Genomic DNA, 17,717 nt, shown 5'->3' with positions numbered 1-17,717 from the left:
AGAGGTCTGCTTCCACGCATCATGGCAACTTTGAGGAGTGCATGGGTCTACGTGGCGGCGGCTACGATAGTTGCGAGCGACCACTTGAACCAGATCTGTACCACATAGTCGGCGATCGGACGCAGCAGCTCGGGCAGCTCTTGGCGCAGAGTGGACCACTGTTCATCGGGCTCGATCTGTGTTGGCGATCGGTCCTTGGGCAATGTGACGTCCCGCCGTCCTTCCGGCGATTTACGTGCAGGATGAACTGCCTGAACACGAGCGTGATTTCATGCGCGCCAACGCCGAATTTTTCGGGACCTCGGTCACCAGCTGGCTTTCGCCCGGGTGGCGCGGATGCGCGACACATAAGCACGCTCGATCATCCGCTCGTGGCCGCTAGGCCGCCGCGGGCAGATCCGGATCGGCAATCGCACCTGCAACACGGACGCGCACCCGCAGCGCGTTGCCGGGCAGGTAGGCGATCGGCATGTCCTCGACGTCGACGGTCTTGAGGCTGTCGCGAGCAGCGCCGGCCTGCACGGCGCGATCGGCTGCGATGTCGCGCGCGGCTGCGATCGCGTCCTCGCGGCTGAGGTCGCGGAACACCTGATCGGCTTCGCCCGAGACCTGCGCGATCGCGGCGCCTACCGCATTGGCGCAGTCGCCATACGGCACGCGCACGATCTCGGAAATGCCAGGCAGGCGATCCGGCACCAGGAAGGCGCCGCCGCCGACCGCGAGCAGCGGCACGTCGCCGGCCTCTGTCTTCATGCGGTCGATGTCTTCCTCCAGCTTGCGCCAGGCGTCGCGCAGCGCGGCCTCGATCAGGCGCTTCGGCAAGTTAGCGACGCGCGAACGGTCGCCGATATCGATCAGGCCGGCCGCGACGGCGATGTCGGTGGCGGTGAGGCGCGAGCCGCCGAACACCAGCGCATCCGACGTCAGGCGGTAGCTGACGCTGAGCGGGCCGACGCGGAGCGGGTCCTCGTCGACATGGCTGCCGCCGCCGAGCCCGATCGAGAGCAGGTCGGGCATACGGAACAGCGTGCGCACGCCGCCGACCTCGACCACGGCATTGGCTTCACGCGGGAAACCGTGACGCAGCTGGCCGATATCGGAAGTGGTGCCGCCGACGTCGACGACCATGGCGTCGTCGAGGCCGGAGAGATGGGCGGCACCGCGCATGGAGTTGGTGGCGCCGGAGGCGAAGCTCATCACCGGGAAGGCGATGGCGATCTCGGCCTGCATCACGGTGCCGTCGTTCTGGGTCAGAAACAGCGGCGCGTCGATGCCGCTGTCGGCGATCGCCTTGCGGAACGCCGCGACGGTGCTGACGGCGAGGTCGTGCAGCGAAGCATTGAGCAGCGCGGCGTTCTCGCGCTCGAGCAGGCCTATGCGGCCGAGGTCATGCGACAGCGTCACCGCGACGTCAGGGCAGATGTCCGCGAGGATCTCGCGCGCGGTGGTCTCGCAGGAGGGATCGAGCGGGGAGAAGCTCGAGCACACCGCGACCGAGCGCAGGCCTTCATCCTTGATCTTTCGCGCGGCGTTCTTGAGGCCCGCGATGTCGAGCGGCATGAACGGGCGGCCGTCGTAGTCATGGCCGCCTTCCAGCATGAAGATCTCGCCGTTAACGGGGCTGGCGAGGTCCGCCGGCCAGTCGCAGAACGGCGGCAGCGAGGCGCTGGCGGGCATGCCGATCCGGATCGCCCCGATCTTCTGTACGTGGCGGCGCTGCACCACCGCGTTGATGAAATGCGTGGTGCCGATCACGACCGCATCGACCTTCACCGCGGCGGACGGCTCGGCGCGCAACGCCCTAAGCGCGTCCAGGATACCCGAGGTCACGTCGGCCGTGGTCGGCCGCTTGACGGAATGAACGACCTTCTCGTCGACGATCAGCACGGCGTCCGTGTTGGTGCCGCCGACATCGATGCCAATACGCTTCATGGGGTCTTAAGCTCCGGCCGCTGCGGGCGAGAAGAGGGAATGGAAGTCGAGGTCGTAGCCGAAAGCGCGCGGACCGACGAATTCGAGGCCGCGCGGGCTCGTCAGCACCGGCGGCGCAGGCAGAGCGACGACGGTGACGCGCTGGCCGTAGCGGATGGTCTCGGTGCCGATGCCGTGGCCGTTGACGCTGTCGAGCACGCAGATCAAATCGGGCGAGGTCGCGATCGCCTCCTCGTCACGCCAGGCCACGATCCATTCGTTCTGGAACGAGAGCTTGAGCTTGGTATCGCGGTCGGCGTCGCTGCCGTCGACCATGGCTGTGCCGCGCAAGAACCCTTCCGTGGTGCGCCGAGCGACGTCGACGATCTTGCCGGTGAACAGTTTTTGGCCGCCTTCGGTCGCGAGCAGTGCGGCGATCGGGTCCTCGTGACGGCGGTTGGCCTCCTGCACGGCGCGGCCGATGCGGATCGCCTTCGTCGTGGTGAAATGGATGCCCCAGTCCTTGACCTCGCGCCCCGTGCGCGGCGCCTTGCTGGTGGAGGCGATCGAGCCCATCTCGACGCAGATCTTGCGGCTTGCCCGCTCCATCCATTTCCAGGTGGGCACCTTGGTCACGACGGCTTCGATTCCGCGGGGATCGTAGAGCGTGCAGGGATAGGGACGCAGGTCACCGATTGCGACCGACGTCATCTGTGCCTCCGGGAACGCGCGGCCCATGCAGTCGGCATCGACGACGGGAATGCCGAGATGGGCGGCCGCCATCAGGGCCTGAACGCCGTTGCCGCCGCCGATCTCGACCGACATCACGGCGCGGAACTTGACGTTGTTGATCTCCTCCTGCATGCGCACGGCGCGCGCGATGTTGCGGCTGTCGGCGAGGCGCTCCTGCCCGACCAGGGGCGCGCCCATGTTGGAGACCACCGCGACCCAGTCCTCGTCGTCGAGGTCGAGCGGCGACATCAATTGTACGCGGTGGCCCTCGGCATAGAGCCGGCGCAGGTTGAGCAGGCCGAGATAGGGGCTGCCGCCGCCGCCGGTGCCGAGGATCCAGGCGCCGACCGCGAGCGCCTCGATCTCCTCGAGGCTGATCGTCTTCAACTCTGCCTTGCTCACGATACCAGCTCCTCGACGATGCGGGCGGCCGCGGCAATGCCGAGGATCACGGGGCCGGGATAGGCGGTGCGCACGCGCGCCTTGTTGGCGCTGGTGTAGCTGATGCAGTCCATCACCACGAGATCCGGCTCGAGGTCCGCCATCGTGCGCGCGGCTTCGTCCACTGTGGTGTCGCTTGAGCCGGGACGCAGCGTGATGCCGACGACCTCGACGCCCTCGCGCTGCCATTTCTTGTCGATCAGCGCGGTCTGTTCGGGCAGCGGCGAGAACACGCCGAGCCGTCCCTTTGGCAGCACGGCCTCGACGAGGTTGTGCAGGATGGCCGAGGGCAGGATGACGAGGCCGTCGGCCGCGAGATTTGGGAATTTGCCGGTGCACGCCATCAGCGTCACGCCGACGCCCTCGTGCTTGAAGCGGGTGATCTGCTGGCTCGCGCGCCGCTCCACCTCCTTCTTGCTGATGGTGACCGCGTCGCCGTTCGGCAGCAGCGTGAACAGCGTGTCGTAGCCGTCCATCGGCGGGATCGCGTCGATCTCGGCGCGGCTCATGCCGTCGAGCGCGCCGCGCAGCTCGATCTGGATGCCCGGCGACAGCACGGCGGCGATCTCGGCAGCGACGGTGGGGCGCGGGCTCTGGCCGATCACGACCACCCCGATGCGCTGGTGTTTCAATGGCATGTTCATCTGGTCTAGTCCTTCAAGACGACGAGATCGGCCGGCGTCCATTCAAGCGTGACGGCGTCGCCGGGAACGAATAGGCGGCCCGTGCCTGCATTGGGCTGCTGCACGAGCACGCGATGGCCGCTATCGAGCGTGATGCGATAGAGCACGGCGCCGCCAAGGAAGTTGGTATTCTCGACGGTGCCATGCGCGGAGCTGCCGGCTGCGATGGCCACGTCGATGCGTGGCGAGAGCCGGATCTTTTCCGGGCGCAGCGCCACCGAGAGAATGCCGGTGCCCTGCGTCTCGGCTGGCGGCAGCGCCAGGATCAGGTCCTTGCCGACGCTGAGGTTCGGCCCGATGCGTTCGCCTCGAAAGATGTTGGTGTCGCCGATGAAGTCGGCGACGAAGCGCGTGGTCGGCTGGTTGTAGATCTCGCTGGGCGTGCCGACCTGCTCGACCCGGCCGCCATTCATCACGGCGATCCGGTCGGACATTGCCAGCGCCTCTTCCTGGTCGTGGGTGACAAAGACGAGAGTGAGGCCGAGCTTCTTCTGGAGCTGCTTGAGCTCGAATTGCATCTGTTGGCGCAGCTTCTTGTCGAGCGCCCCGAGCGGCTCGTCGCAGAGTAGGACGCGCGGCGCGATCACGATGGCGCGGGCAAGCGCGACGCGCTGCTGCTGGCCGCCGGAGAGCTGCGCAGGGCGGCGATCTTCCAGCCCGGACAGCTCCACCATGGCGAGCGCCGCCTTCACATTCGCGGCGATGCTCGCCTTGTCCAGCCCGCGCATGCGCAGGCCAAAGGCGACGTTTTCAGCGACGGTGCGATGCGGGAACAGTGCGTAGTTCTGGAACACCATGCCCATGTCGCGTTTGTGCGCGGGCACGTGGGTGATGTCGGCACCGTCGACACGGATCGCGCCAGCGCTCGGCGTCTCGAAGCCGGCGATCATGCGCAGCGTCGTGGTCTTGCCGCAGCCGGACGGACCGAGCAGGGAGAAGAACTCGCCCTGCCGGATGTCCATCGCGACCGCGTCCACCGCGCGGATGCCGCCGTCATAGACCTTGCTGACGCCGGCGATCTCGATTGACGCGCTCATGCGCGGAAGATCCGGTTGACGCGCTGGTCGATCTCGTCCTTGCGCTCGTTGTACCACTTCCAATCGACCTGGATCAGCTTCGAGACCTTCTCGGGCGTGGTGAGCAGCTTGGCATCGTACTTGGCATCGAGCTTCACCTTCTTGTTGGCCGGCGAATACCAGACCGTTTCAGCCAGGCGCTTCTGCACCTCCGGCCGAAGCATGTAGTTGACGTAGGCGTTGGCGAGCTCCTTCATCTTGCTGCCGGGCGTGATGGTCAGGACCTGCTCCAGCGACAAGACGCCTTCGCTCGGCGCGACGAAATCGATCGGCTGGTTCTGGCCGTCGTAGCGATAGATGCCGGAATCGTGGATGACGCACAGGCCGACTTCGCCGGACAGCAGCATCTTCTCCATCGCGCCGGTGAAATCGACGATCTTGATCGGCTTCAGCTTCTCGAGCGCCGCATAGGCGGCATCGAGATCGGTCTGGCCCTTGCCAAACAGCGTGCCGCACATCATCAGGAAGGCCTGGCCGAGACTGTTGACCGGAATGACATAGCCGCCACGCACGCCGTTGTATTTAGTGTCCCACAGCTCCTTCCAGGACGTGACGTTGCCGTAGCCTTTGTCGGTGCGCATACCGAGGCCGATCGCGCTCGTGAAGATCGAGACGCCGACGATCTTCTCGCTGACCGCGTAGGGATAGACGTCGGCGAGGTTCGGCACCAGCTTAGGATCGATCTTCGGCTCGACAAGACCCATCTCGGCGGCTGCCCACTGCTCGTTGGAGTTGGTGTGCAGCACGTCGTAGATCGGCGCCGAGCGCGAGCTCGCCTGGAGTTTCGGCAAGTATGGAAAGGCAGAGTCGGTCTGGAGCTTGCACTTGAACTCGCTCTCGAAGGCGGGGCCGATCTCGGCCTTCATGATCTCGCCCCACTTGCCGCCCCAGCCGGTGATGCGCAGCGTCGGATCTTCGGCGCGCGCGACGTAAGGCGCGGCGATGGTGCCGATGCCGAGCGAGGCGCCCGCGGTCAGAAAGCGGCGGCGGCTGAGCCGTGACGATCCCAGAGCTTTCATCATGTGTCGATTCCTTCGTTGGAATGAGCGGTTACAATTTGACGTAGGAGCGCAGGCCGACCGTGCGATCGAGCCCGATGACGACGACAAAGGCGAGCACGATCGAGACCACCGAGGCGGCGCCGATGGTGCCGTCGAGATCGAACTTGAGATAGTTGAACAGCGTGACCGGCAGCGTCTCGTTGCCCGGGCTAACCAGGAACAGCGACACCGGGAACTGGTCGAACGAGACGATGAAAGCGAAGATCGCGCCTGCGATCACACCGGGCTTGATCAGCGGCAGAGTCACCTCGAAGAAAGTGCGCAAGGGACTGGCGCCGAGATTGCGCGCGGCTTCTTCCAGGCGCGTGTCGAAATTATGCAGCACGGCGAGGGTGGTGCGCACCACGTAAGGCAGCGTCACCAGCGTGTGGCCGCCAACGAGGCCCCAGGTCGGCCGCCCGACGTCGAGCAGCACATAGGTCTGGAACAGCGCAAGGCCGGTGAGGATCGCCGGCAGCATCAGGGGCGAAAGCATCGTTGCGACGATAAGCCGGGTGCCCGGCAGGTTGCCGCGCGCGAGCGCCAGCGCCGCGCAGGCGCCCAGCATAGTTGCGGACACGGTGGTGAGCACGGCGACTTCGAGGCTGAAGCCGAGCGCGTGCATGAAGTCGCGCGAAGCGAAGAATTTTTCGAACCAGCGCAAGGACACGCCGACCGGCGGAAACTGGATGAACGGCGTCGGGTTCAGCGCGAAGACCGCGACGATCGCGATGGGCGCCAGTAGGAAGACCAGGATGGCGATGTTGAGGACGAGATAGAGGGTGCGGCCGTAAGGCCATGCGGCTGCAGCCGCCCGTGCGGATGCTGCCTGCCGGCTTGCTGCGAGCGCTGCGCTGTTCGAGGCCGCGGTTTGCATCTCCGACCTCACTGCAATTCGCGCTGGCCGGAGACGAGGCCGAGCGCGCGGTTATAGGCGATGACGAGCATGAGCGAGATCACGAGCAGCACGATGCCGAGCGCAGCGGCGAAGCCGACGTTGAAGTTTGCCGAGATCTGCTGGTAGATCAGGATCGGCAGCGTCATGATCTGGAAGCCACCGAGCAGGATCGGCGTGACATAGGCGCTGATCGCGAGCGCGAAGACCAGCAGCGATCCGGCGAGAATGCCGGGCAGGCTGAGCGGCAACGTCACCTCGAGAAAGGCGCGCAAGGGACTCGCGCCGAGATTTTCCGCGGCCTGCTCCAGCCGTTCGTCGATGCGGCCGATCACGCCGGTCAGCGTCAGCACCATGAACGGGACGTAGATGTGGACAAGGCCGATCACGATGCCGGTCTCTGTGTACATGAGTTTCAACGGTTGAGCGATAAGGCCGAGCGACATGAGGGTCTGATTGATCACGCCCTTGTCTGAGAGCAGCGTCATCCAGGCGAAGGTGCGCACCACGATGCCGGTCAGCATCGGCGCCAGCACGGCCATCAGCAGCAGCGCATGCCCGGTGCGGCTCTTGATGCGCGCCATCCAGTGCGCCAGCGGATAGCCGATTGCGAGTGCAACCAGCGTGGTCACGAGCCCGATCCGGATCGTGGTCCAGATCACTTCCAGATAATAGGGGTCGTTGACGATACGAGCGTAGTGCCGCGTGGTGAACGCCACCTTCGGCATCACCACCGGATTGCCGGTCAATGCGCTCATTAGCGCCATCAGGCCGATCGGCAGGAAGAAGAACAGGGCGAACAGCAATGCGCTCGGTAGAATGAAGAGCGCAACACCGTTGGGGCGGGTTGTCGAAGCGCTGCTCATCGCGTCCCCGTCTGCGCGGCATCTTGATTAAGTGGATCGCCGGTCATCCGCCGCAGCTTTGCCGCCATCGCCGCCAGCTCGCGACGGACATTGGCGCGCTCGGCGGCAGTGGTCGCCTGCACTGAATAGGACACCGCGATGCCGATCAACTCGCCGGTCTCGCCACTCTTGAGCGCAAAGCCTTGCGAGCCGACTCCTTCGATGGATTCGTCGGCGGCTTCCGAAATGCCGGTGCGGCGGATCTCGTCGAGGCGCGCCGTCAGTTGTTTGAAGTTTTGTGGCGAGTTGCGCGGCAGCCTGGGATAGGTCGCCGGCACGCGCGCGCGAATCTCCTCATCCGAGAGGCGCGCGAGCATGGCGCGGCCGTTTGAGGTCGCGAGCGCCGGCGTGCGCTGGCCCGGCGGATTGACGACGCGCAAGGGATTCGAGCCCGGAACGATCCTGAGCACGACCTGTTCGTAGCCGTCGAGCACGGCGATGTAGCCGGTGTGTCCGGTGCGCGCGCAGACCTCGCGCAGCTCGCGCTCGGCCATGCTGATGAGATCGTCATGGGCGCGGTGCAGCCGGCCGAGCTCGAAGGTGAGCAGGCCGGGGCGGTAGCGGCGGGTGTGCGGATCCTGCTCGAGCAGGCCGCAATCGCGCAAGGAACGCAGAAGCCGCGAGGTCGAGCTCTTCGGCTTGCCTGTCAACGCCATCACGTCCGCAAAAGACAGATCGGGTCGCGCGCTGGAGAAGCAGCGCAGGATCTCGATCGCGTTGGTGAGAGCGCTCATGAAGGTCGGTCCACGCGGTTCCATATTTCGGAACCATGTCCCAAATTCTAAGGCCGACGCGGAAGCGGGCAAGCGGAAATTTCCGGCAGGTGGCGCCCGATTGCTCAGATGCAGCGGAAGGTCGCTTGCAGGGATGGCGAAGGGCGCACCGGGTGTGGCGGTGCGCCCTGTTCTCGGAGTCAGGCAGCTATTGCGGCGACCTTGCCGATCCATTCGCGGGCGAGCGTCACCTCGGCCTGCGACAATTGATGGCCGCCTCTGGGGATCGGCGTCCGGCCCAGTGAACGAATCGCCGGTCGATCACGAGGAACATGAGGTTCAGGGAATAGCCCAGCGCGCCCGCGGCGAAGAGCATACATTGCGGGCATGTCGAAGAGATGCTGGGCCTCGAACACGCGCTGGCCGAGCCGTAGACCTTTTCGGACGAGCCGAGCAGGATCCCGAGCGGAATGGCGATGACGGCCGCAATTGCTGTTGAGGTGATTGTCCGCTGGAGGACGGGCAACCGTGCGGCTAAAGGCCGGTCTGAAACTGCTTGGACGCCTGTCATGCGACGTCGCGCGGCCACCGCAGCCGCCAGCGACACGCGGCGAGTTGCATGCACTGCGAACTGCCGGGGTGCTCTAAGCCGTGAAGAACGGATTGGCCGGCCGCGCGAGGCCGAGATGATCGCGCAATGTCGTGCCCTCATAGTCGCTGCGGAACAGCCCACGCTCCTGCAAGACCGGCACCACGAGCTCGACAAAGTCCTCGAAGCCTTTGTGGAAATAGGGCGGCATCACGTTGAAACCGTCGGCGGCACGCTCCTCGAACCAGAGCTGGAGAGTATCGGCGATGCGCTCGGCCGAGCCGCACAGCACCCAATGGCCGCGAGCGGCGGCGGTGAGATTGTAGAGGTCGCGCAGCGTCGCTGCAAAGATCGGGCTGCACCGACAATCTGATCTATTTCGGCCGCACCTACCACACGATCGGGATGATTGATCCAGCCGAGGCTGGACCCAAATCCGCTCCTGGCCGATCCTGATGGGCCGGCGGCTATCGTCAGCCGTTCTAGCAGTCTCTACGTCATGGAAGGAGATCGTCACCCGAGCAAGCGTAGCCCTTGTGGCGATGCACTAGGCGACCGCGTTATAGCCATCGACTCTTCAGAAATGCCATCAGCGAGCAAGGGAAGTGAGTATAAGCGAGTCCGCCGCTGCTTCTTGCCCAGGATTTCCTGCGCCAACCTACAATCTTATGCTAGCTGACGCTCCTAGCGGGAGCGGAAGACGCAAATTGCTTTCGCCGCGAGACGAGGGTCAAGCCTCTGAGAGGTGACTATCGGTTGCAATGAGGAGCTTCGCGGTTAGCGTAGTTGATGTCCCAGGAATCCTTTCCTGGGCTCACCTGCAATGCGATTCTATCTCCTTGCGCAAGAGCGACAGGTTAAGGGTGCTCTCGCCTAAAGTACCTCGACCAGCGAATGGCCGTGCAGCTCGATGTTTAATCCCTGCATGCCCAAATCGTTGATCTCGCCGCCCATCGCCTTCAGACTCTCCTCGCGGATCAGGGACATCAGCCCGCGGCGCAGCGCCAGAAACTCCGAGGACATCATCACCGATTGCTGGCGCGGCCGCTCCAGCGGAATCGGGATCTCCGCCTTAATCGAACCGGGCCGCGCGGTCATGCAGTACACGCGGTCGGAGAGGAAGATCGCCTCGTCGATGTCGTGGGTGACGAACAAGACCGAGATCTTCAGCCGCTGCCACATGTTGGTGAGGATCTGTTGCATGATCACCCGGGTCTGCGCGTCCAGCGCGCCGAAGGGTTCGTCCAGCAGCAGCACCTTCGGTCCGGTCGCGAGCGCACGCACGATGCCGACGCGTTGCTTCATGCCGCCGGAGAGTTTTTCCGGATAATGCTTCTCGAAGGCCTCGAGGCCCGCGAGCCCAAGCAACGTACGCGCGGCGCGCTCGCGCTGCGAGCGCGGCATGCCGCGCATCTTCAGGCCGAACTCAACATTCTCCCGCACCGTCTTCCAGGGAAACAGCGAATATTGCTGGAACACCATGCCGCGCTCGGCGCTGGGGCCGCTGACGCGCTCGCCGTCGACCGTGATGGTGCCGGTGGTCGGCTTGAGAAACCCCGCCACCGCATTCAGGAAGGTCGACTTGCCGCAGCCGGAGGGCCCGACGATCGAGACGAACTCGCCCGGCTTGACATGAATATGCGTGTTGGTGACGGCATCGACCAAGCCGTCGATGGTCTCGTAGCTCAGCGAAAAGTTCTCGACCTCGATATGCCCCTGCGGGGTGGCCGTCGCCATCGCGCTCATTTCGCCCTCCATGGCATCACCAACTGTCCGGCGCCGCGGATCAGCAGGCTCGATCCGAGGCCGAGCACGCCGATCGCGATCATACCGAGCGCAATATCGGCATATTGGACCAGCGAATAGGCCTCCCAGGTGAAGTAGCCGATGCCGTATTGCCCGGAGATCATCTCGGCCGCGATCAGCGACACCCACGCGACTCCCATGCCGATGGTGAGGCCAGTGAAGATGTGTGGAAGCGAGGCCGGAAAGTACACCTCCCGGAAGATCGAGCGCTCGCGCGCCCCCAGGCATTGCGCCGCGCGCACCAGCACGGGATCGACCAGCGACATGCCGTGCAGTGTGTTGACCAGGATCGGGAAGAACGAGCCGAGGAAGGTGATGAAGACGATGCTCTGCTCGTTAGTCGGCCACAGCATGATCGCCATCGGCACCCAGGCGATCGCCGGAATCGGCCGCAGCACTTCCGCAACCGGGAACACCGCCTCATGGACCAGCTTGAAGCGGCCCATGATCAGCCCGAGCGGCACGCCGACGATGGCCGCCAGCGAGAAGCCGATGAAGATGCGCCGGCAGCTCAAAAGGATGTGCAGCAGAAATTTGGGATCGTGGATCGCCTTGGTGAAGCTCGCATAGACTGCCAGCGGCGAGGGCACGTTGGTGAAGCGCACGAAGAACACGACGCGATAGGTCGTGAGCAGATGCCAGACGAGAAGGAAGGCGGCGAGCGAGATCACGCCAATGGCGGTTGCGCGCAACCTGTTCTGGTTGAGCCGATACCAGCGCCCTGCTGGGGCGCCAAATGAGGGCGGCGCGGTGGGTGCCGTGACGGGCGCGGACATGGACTCGGTGACGGCTGCGGCTGCCGGCATGGCATCCTCCTGATGGCGCAGGATGGCGGGACTGCTGCTCACGTCTTGCCTCCGGTGACGGCCGATTTCACGGCATCGTCGAAGCCCAGAACCTTGCCGCTGATCTTGGCCGCATAGGCTTCGGCGTCCTTCTTCAGCAGGAACGGGGCGACATCGCCATTGCCGACCGCGAAGAAGGCCTGGTCGGCGAACAGCTTGATGCCGCGGGTGGTGTCGAAGACATATGCGACGTTGATCTTCTTGCCCTTGGCCTTGAAGTCGGCATAGGCGCCGAGCGTGCAGCTGGCGGACGAGAAAGGCATGATGCCGGCCTCATCGACCCAGACCTCGCCGGCCTTGCGCGGATCTGCGATCGGCTTCTTGCAGAAAGCGTCTTCACCCGTGATCTCGTAGTTCTTGGTGCTCGCAAGCTGCGTGTCGTAGTCGAGCTTCATCTCGGCATAGGCCTTGCGGATGTAGCTGTCGTCGACCCACTTCTTCGGATCGAACTCCTTCATGCGGCCGAGATTCTGCAGCACCTTGACGTCGGTTGCGGCCGCATCGATCAGCGCCGGCTTGACCGTGGGATCGGTGATCATGTTGCCGCTGGGGCCAAGGAAGATGTAGACGACTTCCTTGCTGATGCCGGTCCATTCCTGGATCTTTTCCGCGGCCAGCTTCGGATCATCGCGCAGCCACTGGTTAGCGGCGATTACCGCCTTGAAATAGGCAACGACGACCTCCGGATATTTCTCGGCAAAGTCGGTGCGGACGACGATACCGTGGAAGGTCGGCAAGTTCGTCTCGACGCCGTCAAAGATCTTTCGCGCGAAGCCGCGGAACGGCAGCAGCTCGGCGAAGGGGACGAAGTCGGCATGAGCATCGATCTTCTTCTCCTGCAGGTTGGTTGAACCGACTTCAGGGCTCTGGCTCACGAGCTGGAAGAAATCGGATGCATAGCCGCGATCCTGCATCGCCTTCAGCACCATGCCGTGCGCGGCGGAGCCGAAGGGAACGCTGACGAGCTTGCCCTTGAGATCGGCGAGATCGTAGTAGGGCGAGTCCTTGTGTACGACGAGGCCATTGCCGGAGCCGGAGAGGCTGTAGGCGGCGACGCCGATCAGGCGGCTCTTGCTCTCCGGATTGCTCTCGAAGGTGAAGCCGTTCACGATCAGCGGATAGTCGCCCATCATGCCGATCTGCAGCTTGTTCGCCATCATCGCGTTGGTGACGGGCGGACCGGAGGTGAAATTCTGCCACTCCAGCTCGAACTTGATGTTGGCGTATTTGCCGTCCTTCGGTAGGTATCTTTCGAGCAGATGCAACTGGCGGATGACGACGCCCGCGGTCACCGTGTTGGTCGTGGTGTCCTGCGTTCCGATGCCGAGGGTGACGGTTTCCGCCGAAGTCGGCTGCGCGGTTAGAAGCGCCAGCGACGTCACTGACATCGCGATCGAGAGCGTGGGAAGATGGCGGACCATTCTCATCCTCATTCGGTTGGATGTGCTGTGGTTGCCATGATTGGGGGAGGGCACCGGCAGGGCAAATCCGGAGTGACCGCCGCAGTCGATTAGTTGCCGGGAAAAGCTGATTGCATACTCCTTGGGCAGTCCTGCACTATAAAGCCGCTTGCCTGTGCACCGGCCATGGTCGCGGCTCCCTTTCAATCCGAGGCCTGGCCGCGCATCTCCTCCAGCACGTCGGTCCGGCAGACCACGATCTGAGAGCGCTTGGTCAGGACGATTCCCTTCTCCTGCATCCGCTTCAGGCTGATCGTGACCCATTGCCTGGTGGCGCCGACCATGTGGGCGATGTCGGCGTGGGTGAAGGCCGCCGCGATCACGGTGCCGTCGGCGTCCTCGACGCCGTAGAGCTCGACGAGGTGCAAGAGCAGATGCGCGAGGCGTTGCGTGATCGAGCGCGTTCCCAGCATCTGCGCCAGCGCCGAATAGCATTTGCCCTTGAAGGTCAGGCCTTCGATCAGGCCGATCGCGAGGTTGGGGATCTCTGCGGCAAGCGACCGCAGTTCCTTTCCGGGCAGGTGCACCACGCTGCAATTACTGGACGCAACGCCGGACCATTGATGCACGGTGCCCTCGAACACCTCCGGCCCGCCGACGAAATTGCCGACATGCCAGTAGGCGAGCGTGATCTCGCGCCCGAGTGGAGAGGTGTAGAACACTCGGATGCGGCCGCTCTCGATCAGCCAGATGCCGTCATGCTTGCCGCCCTGGCTGAACAGCGTTTGGCCGCGGTTGAGCACTTTTCGCCGGCCCTGCTTCAGCACCAACTCCCGCTCGCGCGGTGAGAGCTTGTCCATCAACGGTGGTGGACCGCCGATCCATTGCTGGTTCTCGGTGAGCAGCAGCGAGGAACTGCTCGCAGGCCGGACTGCCGGGGGAACAGCCCCGCGAACCGCATTGGCCGCCTGCAACATCACCTGCCTCCGGAACGTTCAAATCGTTCCCTAAAGCGGAGCAATGTCCGTGCCAGATGGGGGCTCGCGGTTCGCTTGTAGCACGGCCTCGCCATTTCTCCGCTGTCACCGCCCGGCTTGACCAGGCTTGACCGGGCGATCCAGTATTCCAGAGACAGCAATGGGTTACGGAAAGGCCGCGGCGTACTGGATGCCCCGGTCAAGCCGGGGCATGACATCGAATACCGGGTCAGCGCCCCGCCAAACTAAGCAGATACGTCTTCGGGTAAATCCCCCTGTTATGCCCGTCCGAAAACGCGATGTTCAGCCCGTAGCCGAGATCGCCGATCTCGGTGATCGCAATTCCCGGAAACGCTTCCGGGAAGCGGCCGTCGAAACGGGCGCGGGTGCAGTGGGCGCATTTGCAGGAGAGGCGGAGTGTTTCGGCCGGGACGCTCAACGCATCATCCTGCGTGGTGCGGACGAGAAGCGAGGCCAGATCGACGCTGGCTTCATAGTCGGCGATGGTCGGTGCCGCCAATGCGGTTATGGTCATGATGAACCTCCGACTTCTCTCTACGTCGGCGCGGGCGCGAGCGAATAGCAACTAATTGCCGGCGCGAACGCGTGGCACTGATCTTCACTGCCTCCTCTTCGATCATCACCCGCGAAATGTGAAACTAATCGACCGGGAATTTCACTTCCGAATTGCTGGACTCTCTTCTCTCCGAAACCGTGGGCGTCATCGACAAGGAGAGATCATGAGCGCATTTCAGAAGGAAACGGTTTTGTCGGTCAGGCACTGGACCGACTCCCTGTTCAGCTTCACCGCGACGCGCGATCCCGGATTCCGCTTCCAGAACGGCCAGTTCGCGATGATCGGGCTGGAGGTCGAAGGCAAGCCTTTGATGCGTGCCTACAGCATGGCCAGCGCCAATCATGAGGAGGCGCTCGAGTTCTTCTCGATCAAGGTGCCGGACGGCCCGCTGACCTCGCGCCTCCAGAAGATCAGGGAAGGCGACATCATCCTGGTCGGCCGCAAGGCGACGGGCACGCTGATCACTGGCAACCTCATTTCCGGAAAACGCCTGCTGTTGCTCTCGACCGGCACGGGACTCGCACCCTTTGCGAGCCTGATCAAGGACCCCGACGTCTATGAGAATTACGAGACCATCGTGCTCGCTCATGGCTGCCGCCAGGTCTCGGAACTCGCCTATGGCGAACATGTCGTCGAAGGCCTGCGCAATCACGAGTTCTTCGGCCCCTTGATCCGCGACAAGCTCGTCTACTACCCGACCGTCACCCGCGAGCCGTTCCGCAACCGCGGCCGCATCACCGACCTGATCGCCTCCAACCAGCTGTTCGACGATATCGGGCAGGACGGCCTCAATATCGAGACCGACCGCATCATGCTGTGCGGGAGTCCTGCGATGCTGGAGGAACTGCACGCGATGTTCTCCGCACGCGGCTTTGTCGAGGGCAATCACAGCCAGCCCGGCCATTTCGTCATCGAGAAGGCCTTCGTCGAACGCTGAGGCGCAAATCGCATCGCGGCGACAACTAATTGCTATCGCCGGGACGCCCTCTGAACAAATCTGATGCAAAGGCGCCGGGGATCGGCGAACCAGGAGCAGGTGATGGCACTAGATCAGATCGTCGACGGACTTTCGGAGGTTTCCTGCGATGTGCTGGTGATCGGCGGCGGCACGGCCGGCCCGATGGCAGCACTGAAGGCGAAGCTGAAGAACCCGAAGGCCAATGTCGTCCTGCTCGAAAAGGCCAACGTCAAGCGCTCCGGCGCGATCTCGATGGGCATGGACGGGCTCAACAACGCCGTCATCCCCGGCTATGCAACGCCGGAGCAGTACACCAAGGAAATCACCATCGCGAACGATGGTATCGTCGATCAGAAGGCGGTCTATAAATACGCTCAAAATTGCTTTGAGATCATCGAGGAGCTCGACAGCTTCGGCATCCGCTTCCTGAAGAACGAGAACGGCGACTACGCCGTCAAGAAAGTGCACCACATCGGCACCTATGTGCTGCCGATGCCGAACGGCGAGACCGTGAAGAAGGCGCTCTATCGCCAGCTCCGCCGCGCCCGCATCCTGATATCCAATCGCTACATGGCGACGCGTCTGCTGAAGTCCAGTGATGGCCGCATCGCCGGCGCGATCTCCGTCAATACCCGCACCGCCGAGATGCTGGTGATCAAGGCCAAGGCCGTAATCCTTTGCATGGGCGCCGCCGGCCGCCTGGGCCTGCCGACCTCCGGCTACATGTTCGGCACCTATGAGAACGCCGCCAATTCAGGCGACGGCTATGCCATGGCCTATCACGCCGGTGCCGCGCTCGCGAACCTCGAATGCTTCCAGATCAACCCGCTGATCAAGGACTATAATGGCCCGGCCTGCGCCTATGTCGCAGGTCCCTTCGGCGCCTATACGGCGAACAACGAAGGCTCGCGCTTCATCGAATGCGACTATTGGTCCGGCCAGATGATGCTGGAGTTCTACAACGAGCTGCTGTCCGGTAAGGGCCCGGTGTTCCTCCAGCTCAAGCATCTGCATCCCGACACCATCTCCGAGATCGAGTCGACGCTGCACAAGGTGGAGCGTCCGACGCGCGGCCTGTTCCAGCAGGGGCGGGGCGTCAACTATCGCAGCGAGTCCATCGAGATGCACATCTCCGAGATCGGCTTCTGCTCCGGTCACAGCGCTTCCGGCGTGTTCGTCGACGACAACGCGCGCACCACCGTGCCCGGCCTCTACGCGGCCGGCGACATGGCGAGCGTGCCGCACAACTACATGCTCGGCGCCTTCACCAACGGTTCGGTCGCCGGCATCGACGCGATGGAGTTCGCCGACAGCCACGATTTTGCGGAATTCGACGCGGCCGACGTCGCCATCGAGCGCGACCGCGTGATGGCGCCGACCGCACGCGAGGACGGCATTCCGCCGAACCAGATCGAGTACAAAACGCGTCGCCTCGTCAACGACTATCTCCAGCCGCCAAAGGTCACGCGCAAATACGAGCTCGGCATGCGCCGTCTCGCCGAGGCGCGCGAGGACATGCAGGAGCGCATGATCGCGCGCAACGCGCATGAATTGCTCCGCGCACTCGAAGTGCAGTCGATCATGGATTGTGCCGACATGGCAGCCCACGCCTCGCTCTACCGCGAGGAGAGCCGCTGGGGACTCTATCACTGGCGCACGGATTTCCCGGAGAAGGACAACGAGAACTGGTTCTGCCACACGCTGCTGAGTAAGCGCGACGGCAAGATGACAAGCGAGAAGCGCGCGGTCGAACCTTACGTCGTGCCGATCACCGACGACGAGAAGGACCTCTACGACAAGCAGCGGATCCGCGCCTCCGCCTGATCCACCAGAACACAGCAACAGGAGACAGCAAATGCCTCTCGCGTCCTATCAGACATCGGTTCCGGTGATCGTCGACGACGCCAAATGCATCGCCGACAAAGGGTGCACCGTCTGCGTCGACGTCTGCCCGCTCGACGTGCTCCGCATCAGCGACATGACGAACAAGGCCTACATGGCCTATGACGAGTGCTGGTACTGCATGCCCTGTGAAGCGGATTGCCCGACCGGCGCGGTTACCGTCAACATTCCCTATCTGTTGAGGTGATCATGTCGAGCCCGTTCGAATCCTACGACGATCTCGAGGACGCCGATGAGCGGCTTCAGGCCGCCGACCCCGCCGAGCGC

Annotated in this window: 16 protein-coding genes and 1 pseudogene; 3 read left to right on the top strand and 14 right to left on the bottom strand. The window is 63.8% G+C overall.

Translation table 11 applies throughout. The features are described 5' to 3' along the window. Positions 1–378 precede the first annotated feature (378 nt). The 14 genes and pseudogenes from HZZ13_RS33110 to HZZ13_RS33045 all read right to left on the bottom strand — a co-directional run bounded on the left by HZZ13_RS33110 (position 379) and on the right by HZZ13_RS33045 (position 14,548). A complete protein-coding gene (locus tag HZZ13_RS33110) occupies positions 379–1,932 on the bottom strand; it encodes a hydantoinase/oxoprolinase N-terminal domain-containing protein (RefSeq protein WP_197963642.1) in 1,554 nt (517 codons plus the stop codon). A 6-nt stretch (positions 1,933–1,938) separates the two neighbouring features. Beyond that, the gene (locus HZZ13_RS33105; RefSeq protein ID WP_197963641.1) at positions 1,939–3,045 is read right to left on the bottom strand and encodes an S-methyl thiohydantoin desulfurase family protein; all 1,107 of its coding nucleotides are present in this window, start codon (positions 3,043–3,045) and stop codon (positions 1,939–1,941) included. Then, positions 3,042–3,728: an AroM family protein gene (locus HZZ13_RS33100; RefSeq protein ID WP_197963640.1), complete on the bottom strand. Its 687-nt coding sequence runs from the start codon at positions 3,726–3,728 to the stop codon at positions 3,042–3,044. Before HZZ13_RS33100 ends, HZZ13_RS33105 begins: the two co-directional genes overlap by 4 nt. 5 nt (positions 3,729–3,733) lie before the next feature. After that, the gene (locus HZZ13_RS33095; RefSeq protein ID WP_197963639.1) at positions 3,734–4,804 is read right to left on the bottom strand and encodes an ABC transporter ATP-binding protein; all 1,071 of its coding nucleotides are present in this window, start codon (positions 4,802–4,804) and stop codon (positions 3,734–3,736) included. Then, positions 4,801–5,865, bottom strand: coding sequence for an ABC transporter substrate-binding protein (locus HZZ13_RS33090; protein ID WP_197963638.1), 1,065 nt, complete (start codon positions 5,863–5,865; stop codon positions 4,801–4,803). Before HZZ13_RS33090 ends, HZZ13_RS33095 begins: the two co-directional genes overlap by 4 nt. A gap of 28 nt (positions 5,866–5,893) precedes the next feature. Further along, entirely contained in the window at positions 5,894–6,760 is an 867-nt protein-coding gene (locus HZZ13_RS33085) for an ABC transporter permease (RefSeq protein ID WP_210349573.1), read from the bottom strand. Positions 6,761–6,768: 8 nt separating this feature from the next. Then, positions 6,769–7,644 (bottom strand): ABC transporter permease, encoded by an 876-nt coding sequence (locus HZZ13_RS33080; RefSeq protein ID WP_197963636.1) that lies wholly within the window; start codon positions 7,642–7,644, stop codon positions 6,769–6,771. Beyond that, positions 7,641–8,417: an IclR family transcriptional regulator gene (locus HZZ13_RS33075; RefSeq protein ID WP_197963635.1), complete on the bottom strand. Its 777-nt coding sequence runs from the start codon at positions 8,415–8,417 to the stop codon at positions 7,641–7,643. The genes HZZ13_RS33080 and HZZ13_RS33075 overlap by 4 nt, the downstream gene beginning before the upstream one ends. 623 nt (positions 8,418–9,040) lie before the next feature. Continuing rightward, positions 9,041–9,325: pseudogene (locus HZZ13_RS33070) on the bottom strand (nitrilotriacetate monooxygenase); the annotation flags it as partial. A 533-nt stretch (positions 9,326–9,858) separates the two neighbouring features. Next, positions 9,859–10,743, bottom strand: coding sequence for an ABC transporter ATP-binding protein (locus tag HZZ13_RS33065; RefSeq protein WP_376707091.1), 885 nt, complete (start codon positions 10,741–10,743; stop codon positions 9,859–9,861). Further along, the gene (locus HZZ13_RS33060) at positions 10,728–11,597 is read right to left on the bottom strand and encodes an ABC transporter permease (RefSeq protein WP_197963665.1); all 870 of its coding nucleotides are present in this window, start codon (positions 11,595–11,597) and stop codon (positions 10,728–10,730) included. The genes HZZ13_RS33065 and HZZ13_RS33060 overlap by 16 nt, the downstream gene beginning before the upstream one ends. 38 nt (positions 11,598–11,635) lie before the next feature. Continuing rightward, positions 11,636–13,057, bottom strand: coding sequence for an ABC transporter substrate-binding protein (locus HZZ13_RS33055; protein ID WP_197963633.1), 1,422 nt, complete (start codon positions 13,055–13,057; stop codon positions 11,636–11,638). A gap of 182 nt (positions 13,058–13,239) precedes the next feature. Continuing rightward, positions 13,240–14,013, bottom strand: coding sequence for a Crp/Fnr family transcriptional regulator (locus HZZ13_RS33050; RefSeq protein WP_197963632.1), 774 nt, complete (start codon positions 14,011–14,013; stop codon positions 13,240–13,242). Positions 14,014–14,242: 229 nt separating this feature from the next. Next, positions 14,243–14,548, bottom strand: a complete 306-nt coding sequence (locus HZZ13_RS33045; protein ID WP_197963631.1) for a gamma-butyrobetaine hydroxylase-like domain-containing protein — start codon at positions 14,546–14,548, stop codon at positions 14,243–14,245. 205 nt (positions 14,549–14,753) lie between these two features. On the opposite strand from HZZ13_RS33045, the gene HZZ13_RS33040 reads away from it, so the two are divergent. From HZZ13_RS33040 to HZZ13_RS33030, 3 genes are all read left to right on the top strand, one after another. After that, positions 14,754–15,527, top strand: coding sequence for a ferredoxin--NADP reductase (locus HZZ13_RS33040; RefSeq protein ID WP_197963630.1), 774 nt, complete (start codon positions 14,754–14,756; stop codon positions 15,525–15,527). A 102-nt stretch (positions 15,528–15,629) separates the two neighbouring features. Continuing rightward, positions 15,630–17,372: a fumarate reductase/succinate dehydrogenase flavoprotein subunit gene (locus tag HZZ13_RS33035; RefSeq protein WP_197963629.1), complete on the top strand. Its 1,743-nt coding sequence runs from the start codon at positions 15,630–15,632 to the stop codon at positions 17,370–17,372. Positions 17,373–17,403: 31 nt separating this feature from the next. After that, positions 17,404–17,637 carry a 4Fe-4S dicluster domain-containing protein gene (locus HZZ13_RS33030; protein WP_135168233.1) on the top strand — a complete coding sequence of 78 codons (234 nt, stop codon included), beginning with the start codon at positions 17,404–17,406 and terminating at the stop codon, positions 17,635–17,637. The last annotated feature ends 80 nt before the right edge of the window (positions 17,638–17,717 follow it).

It is taken from the genome of Bradyrhizobium agreste (assembly GCF_016031625.1).
GTDB lineage: Bacteria > Pseudomonadota > Alphaproteobacteria > Rhizobiales > Xanthobacteraceae > Bradyrhizobium > Bradyrhizobium agreste.
The sequence above is the reverse complement of the archived record's forward strand: the minus strand, read 5'-3'. Positions and strand labels throughout refer to the sequence as shown.

Bases quoted from the DNA above. Each gene is read 5' to 3' on its own strand.
- HZZ13_RS33075 (WP_197963635.1), bottom strand. From the start codon at position 8,417: ATGAGCGCTCTCACCAACGCGATCGAGATCCTGCGCTGCTTCTCCAGC.
- HZZ13_RS33110 (WP_197963642.1), bottom strand. From the start codon at position 1,932: ATGAAGCGTATTGGCATCGATGTCGGCGGCACCAACACGGACGCCGTG.
- HZZ13_RS33035 (WP_197963629.1), top strand. From the start codon at position 15,630: ATGGCACTAGATCAGATCGTCGACGGACTTTCGGAGGTTTCCTGCGAT.
- HZZ13_RS33095 (WP_197963639.1), bottom strand. From the start codon at position 4,804: ATGAGCGCGTCAATCGAGATCGCCGGCGTCAGCAAGGTCTATGACGGC.
- HZZ13_RS33065 (WP_376707091.1), bottom strand. From the start codon at position 10,743: ATGGAGGGCGAAATGAGCGCGATGGCGACGGCCACCCCGCAGGGGCAT.
- HZZ13_RS33080 (WP_197963636.1), bottom strand. From the start codon at position 7,644: ATGAGCAGCGCTTCGACAACCCGCCCCAACGGTGTTGCGCTCTTCATT.
- HZZ13_RS33090 (WP_197963638.1), bottom strand. From the start codon at position 5,865: ATGATGAAAGCTCTGGGATCGTCACGGCTCAGCCGCCGCCGCTTTCTG.
- HZZ13_RS33100 (WP_197963640.1), bottom strand. From the start codon at position 3,728: ATGAACATGCCATTGAAACACCAGCGCATCGGGGTGGTCGTGATCGGC.
- HZZ13_RS33060 (WP_197963665.1), bottom strand. From the start codon at position 11,597: ATGCCGGCAGCCGCAGCCGTCACCGAGTCCATGTCCGCGCCCGTCACG.
- HZZ13_RS33045 (WP_197963631.1), bottom strand. From the start codon at position 14,548: ATGACCATAACCGCATTGGCGGCACCGACCATCGCCGACTATGAAGCC.
- HZZ13_RS33055 (WP_197963633.1), bottom strand. From the start codon at position 13,057: ATGGTCCGCCATCTTCCCACGCTCTCGATCGCGATGTCAGTGACGTCG.
- HZZ13_RS33040 (WP_197963630.1), top strand. From the start codon at position 14,754: ATGAGCGCATTTCAGAAGGAAACGGTTTTGTCGGTCAGGCACTGGACC.
- HZZ13_RS33085 (WP_210349573.1), bottom strand. From the start codon at position 6,760: ATGCAAACCGCGGCCTCGAACAGCGCAGCGCTCGCAGCAAGCCGGCAG.
- HZZ13_RS33030 (WP_135168233.1), top strand. From the start codon at position 17,404: ATGCCTCTCGCGTCCTATCAGACATCGGTTCCGGTGATCGTCGACGAC.
- HZZ13_RS33050 (WP_197963632.1), bottom strand. From the start codon at position 14,013: ATGTTGCAGGCGGCCAATGCGGTTCGCGGGGCTGTTCCCCCGGCAGTC.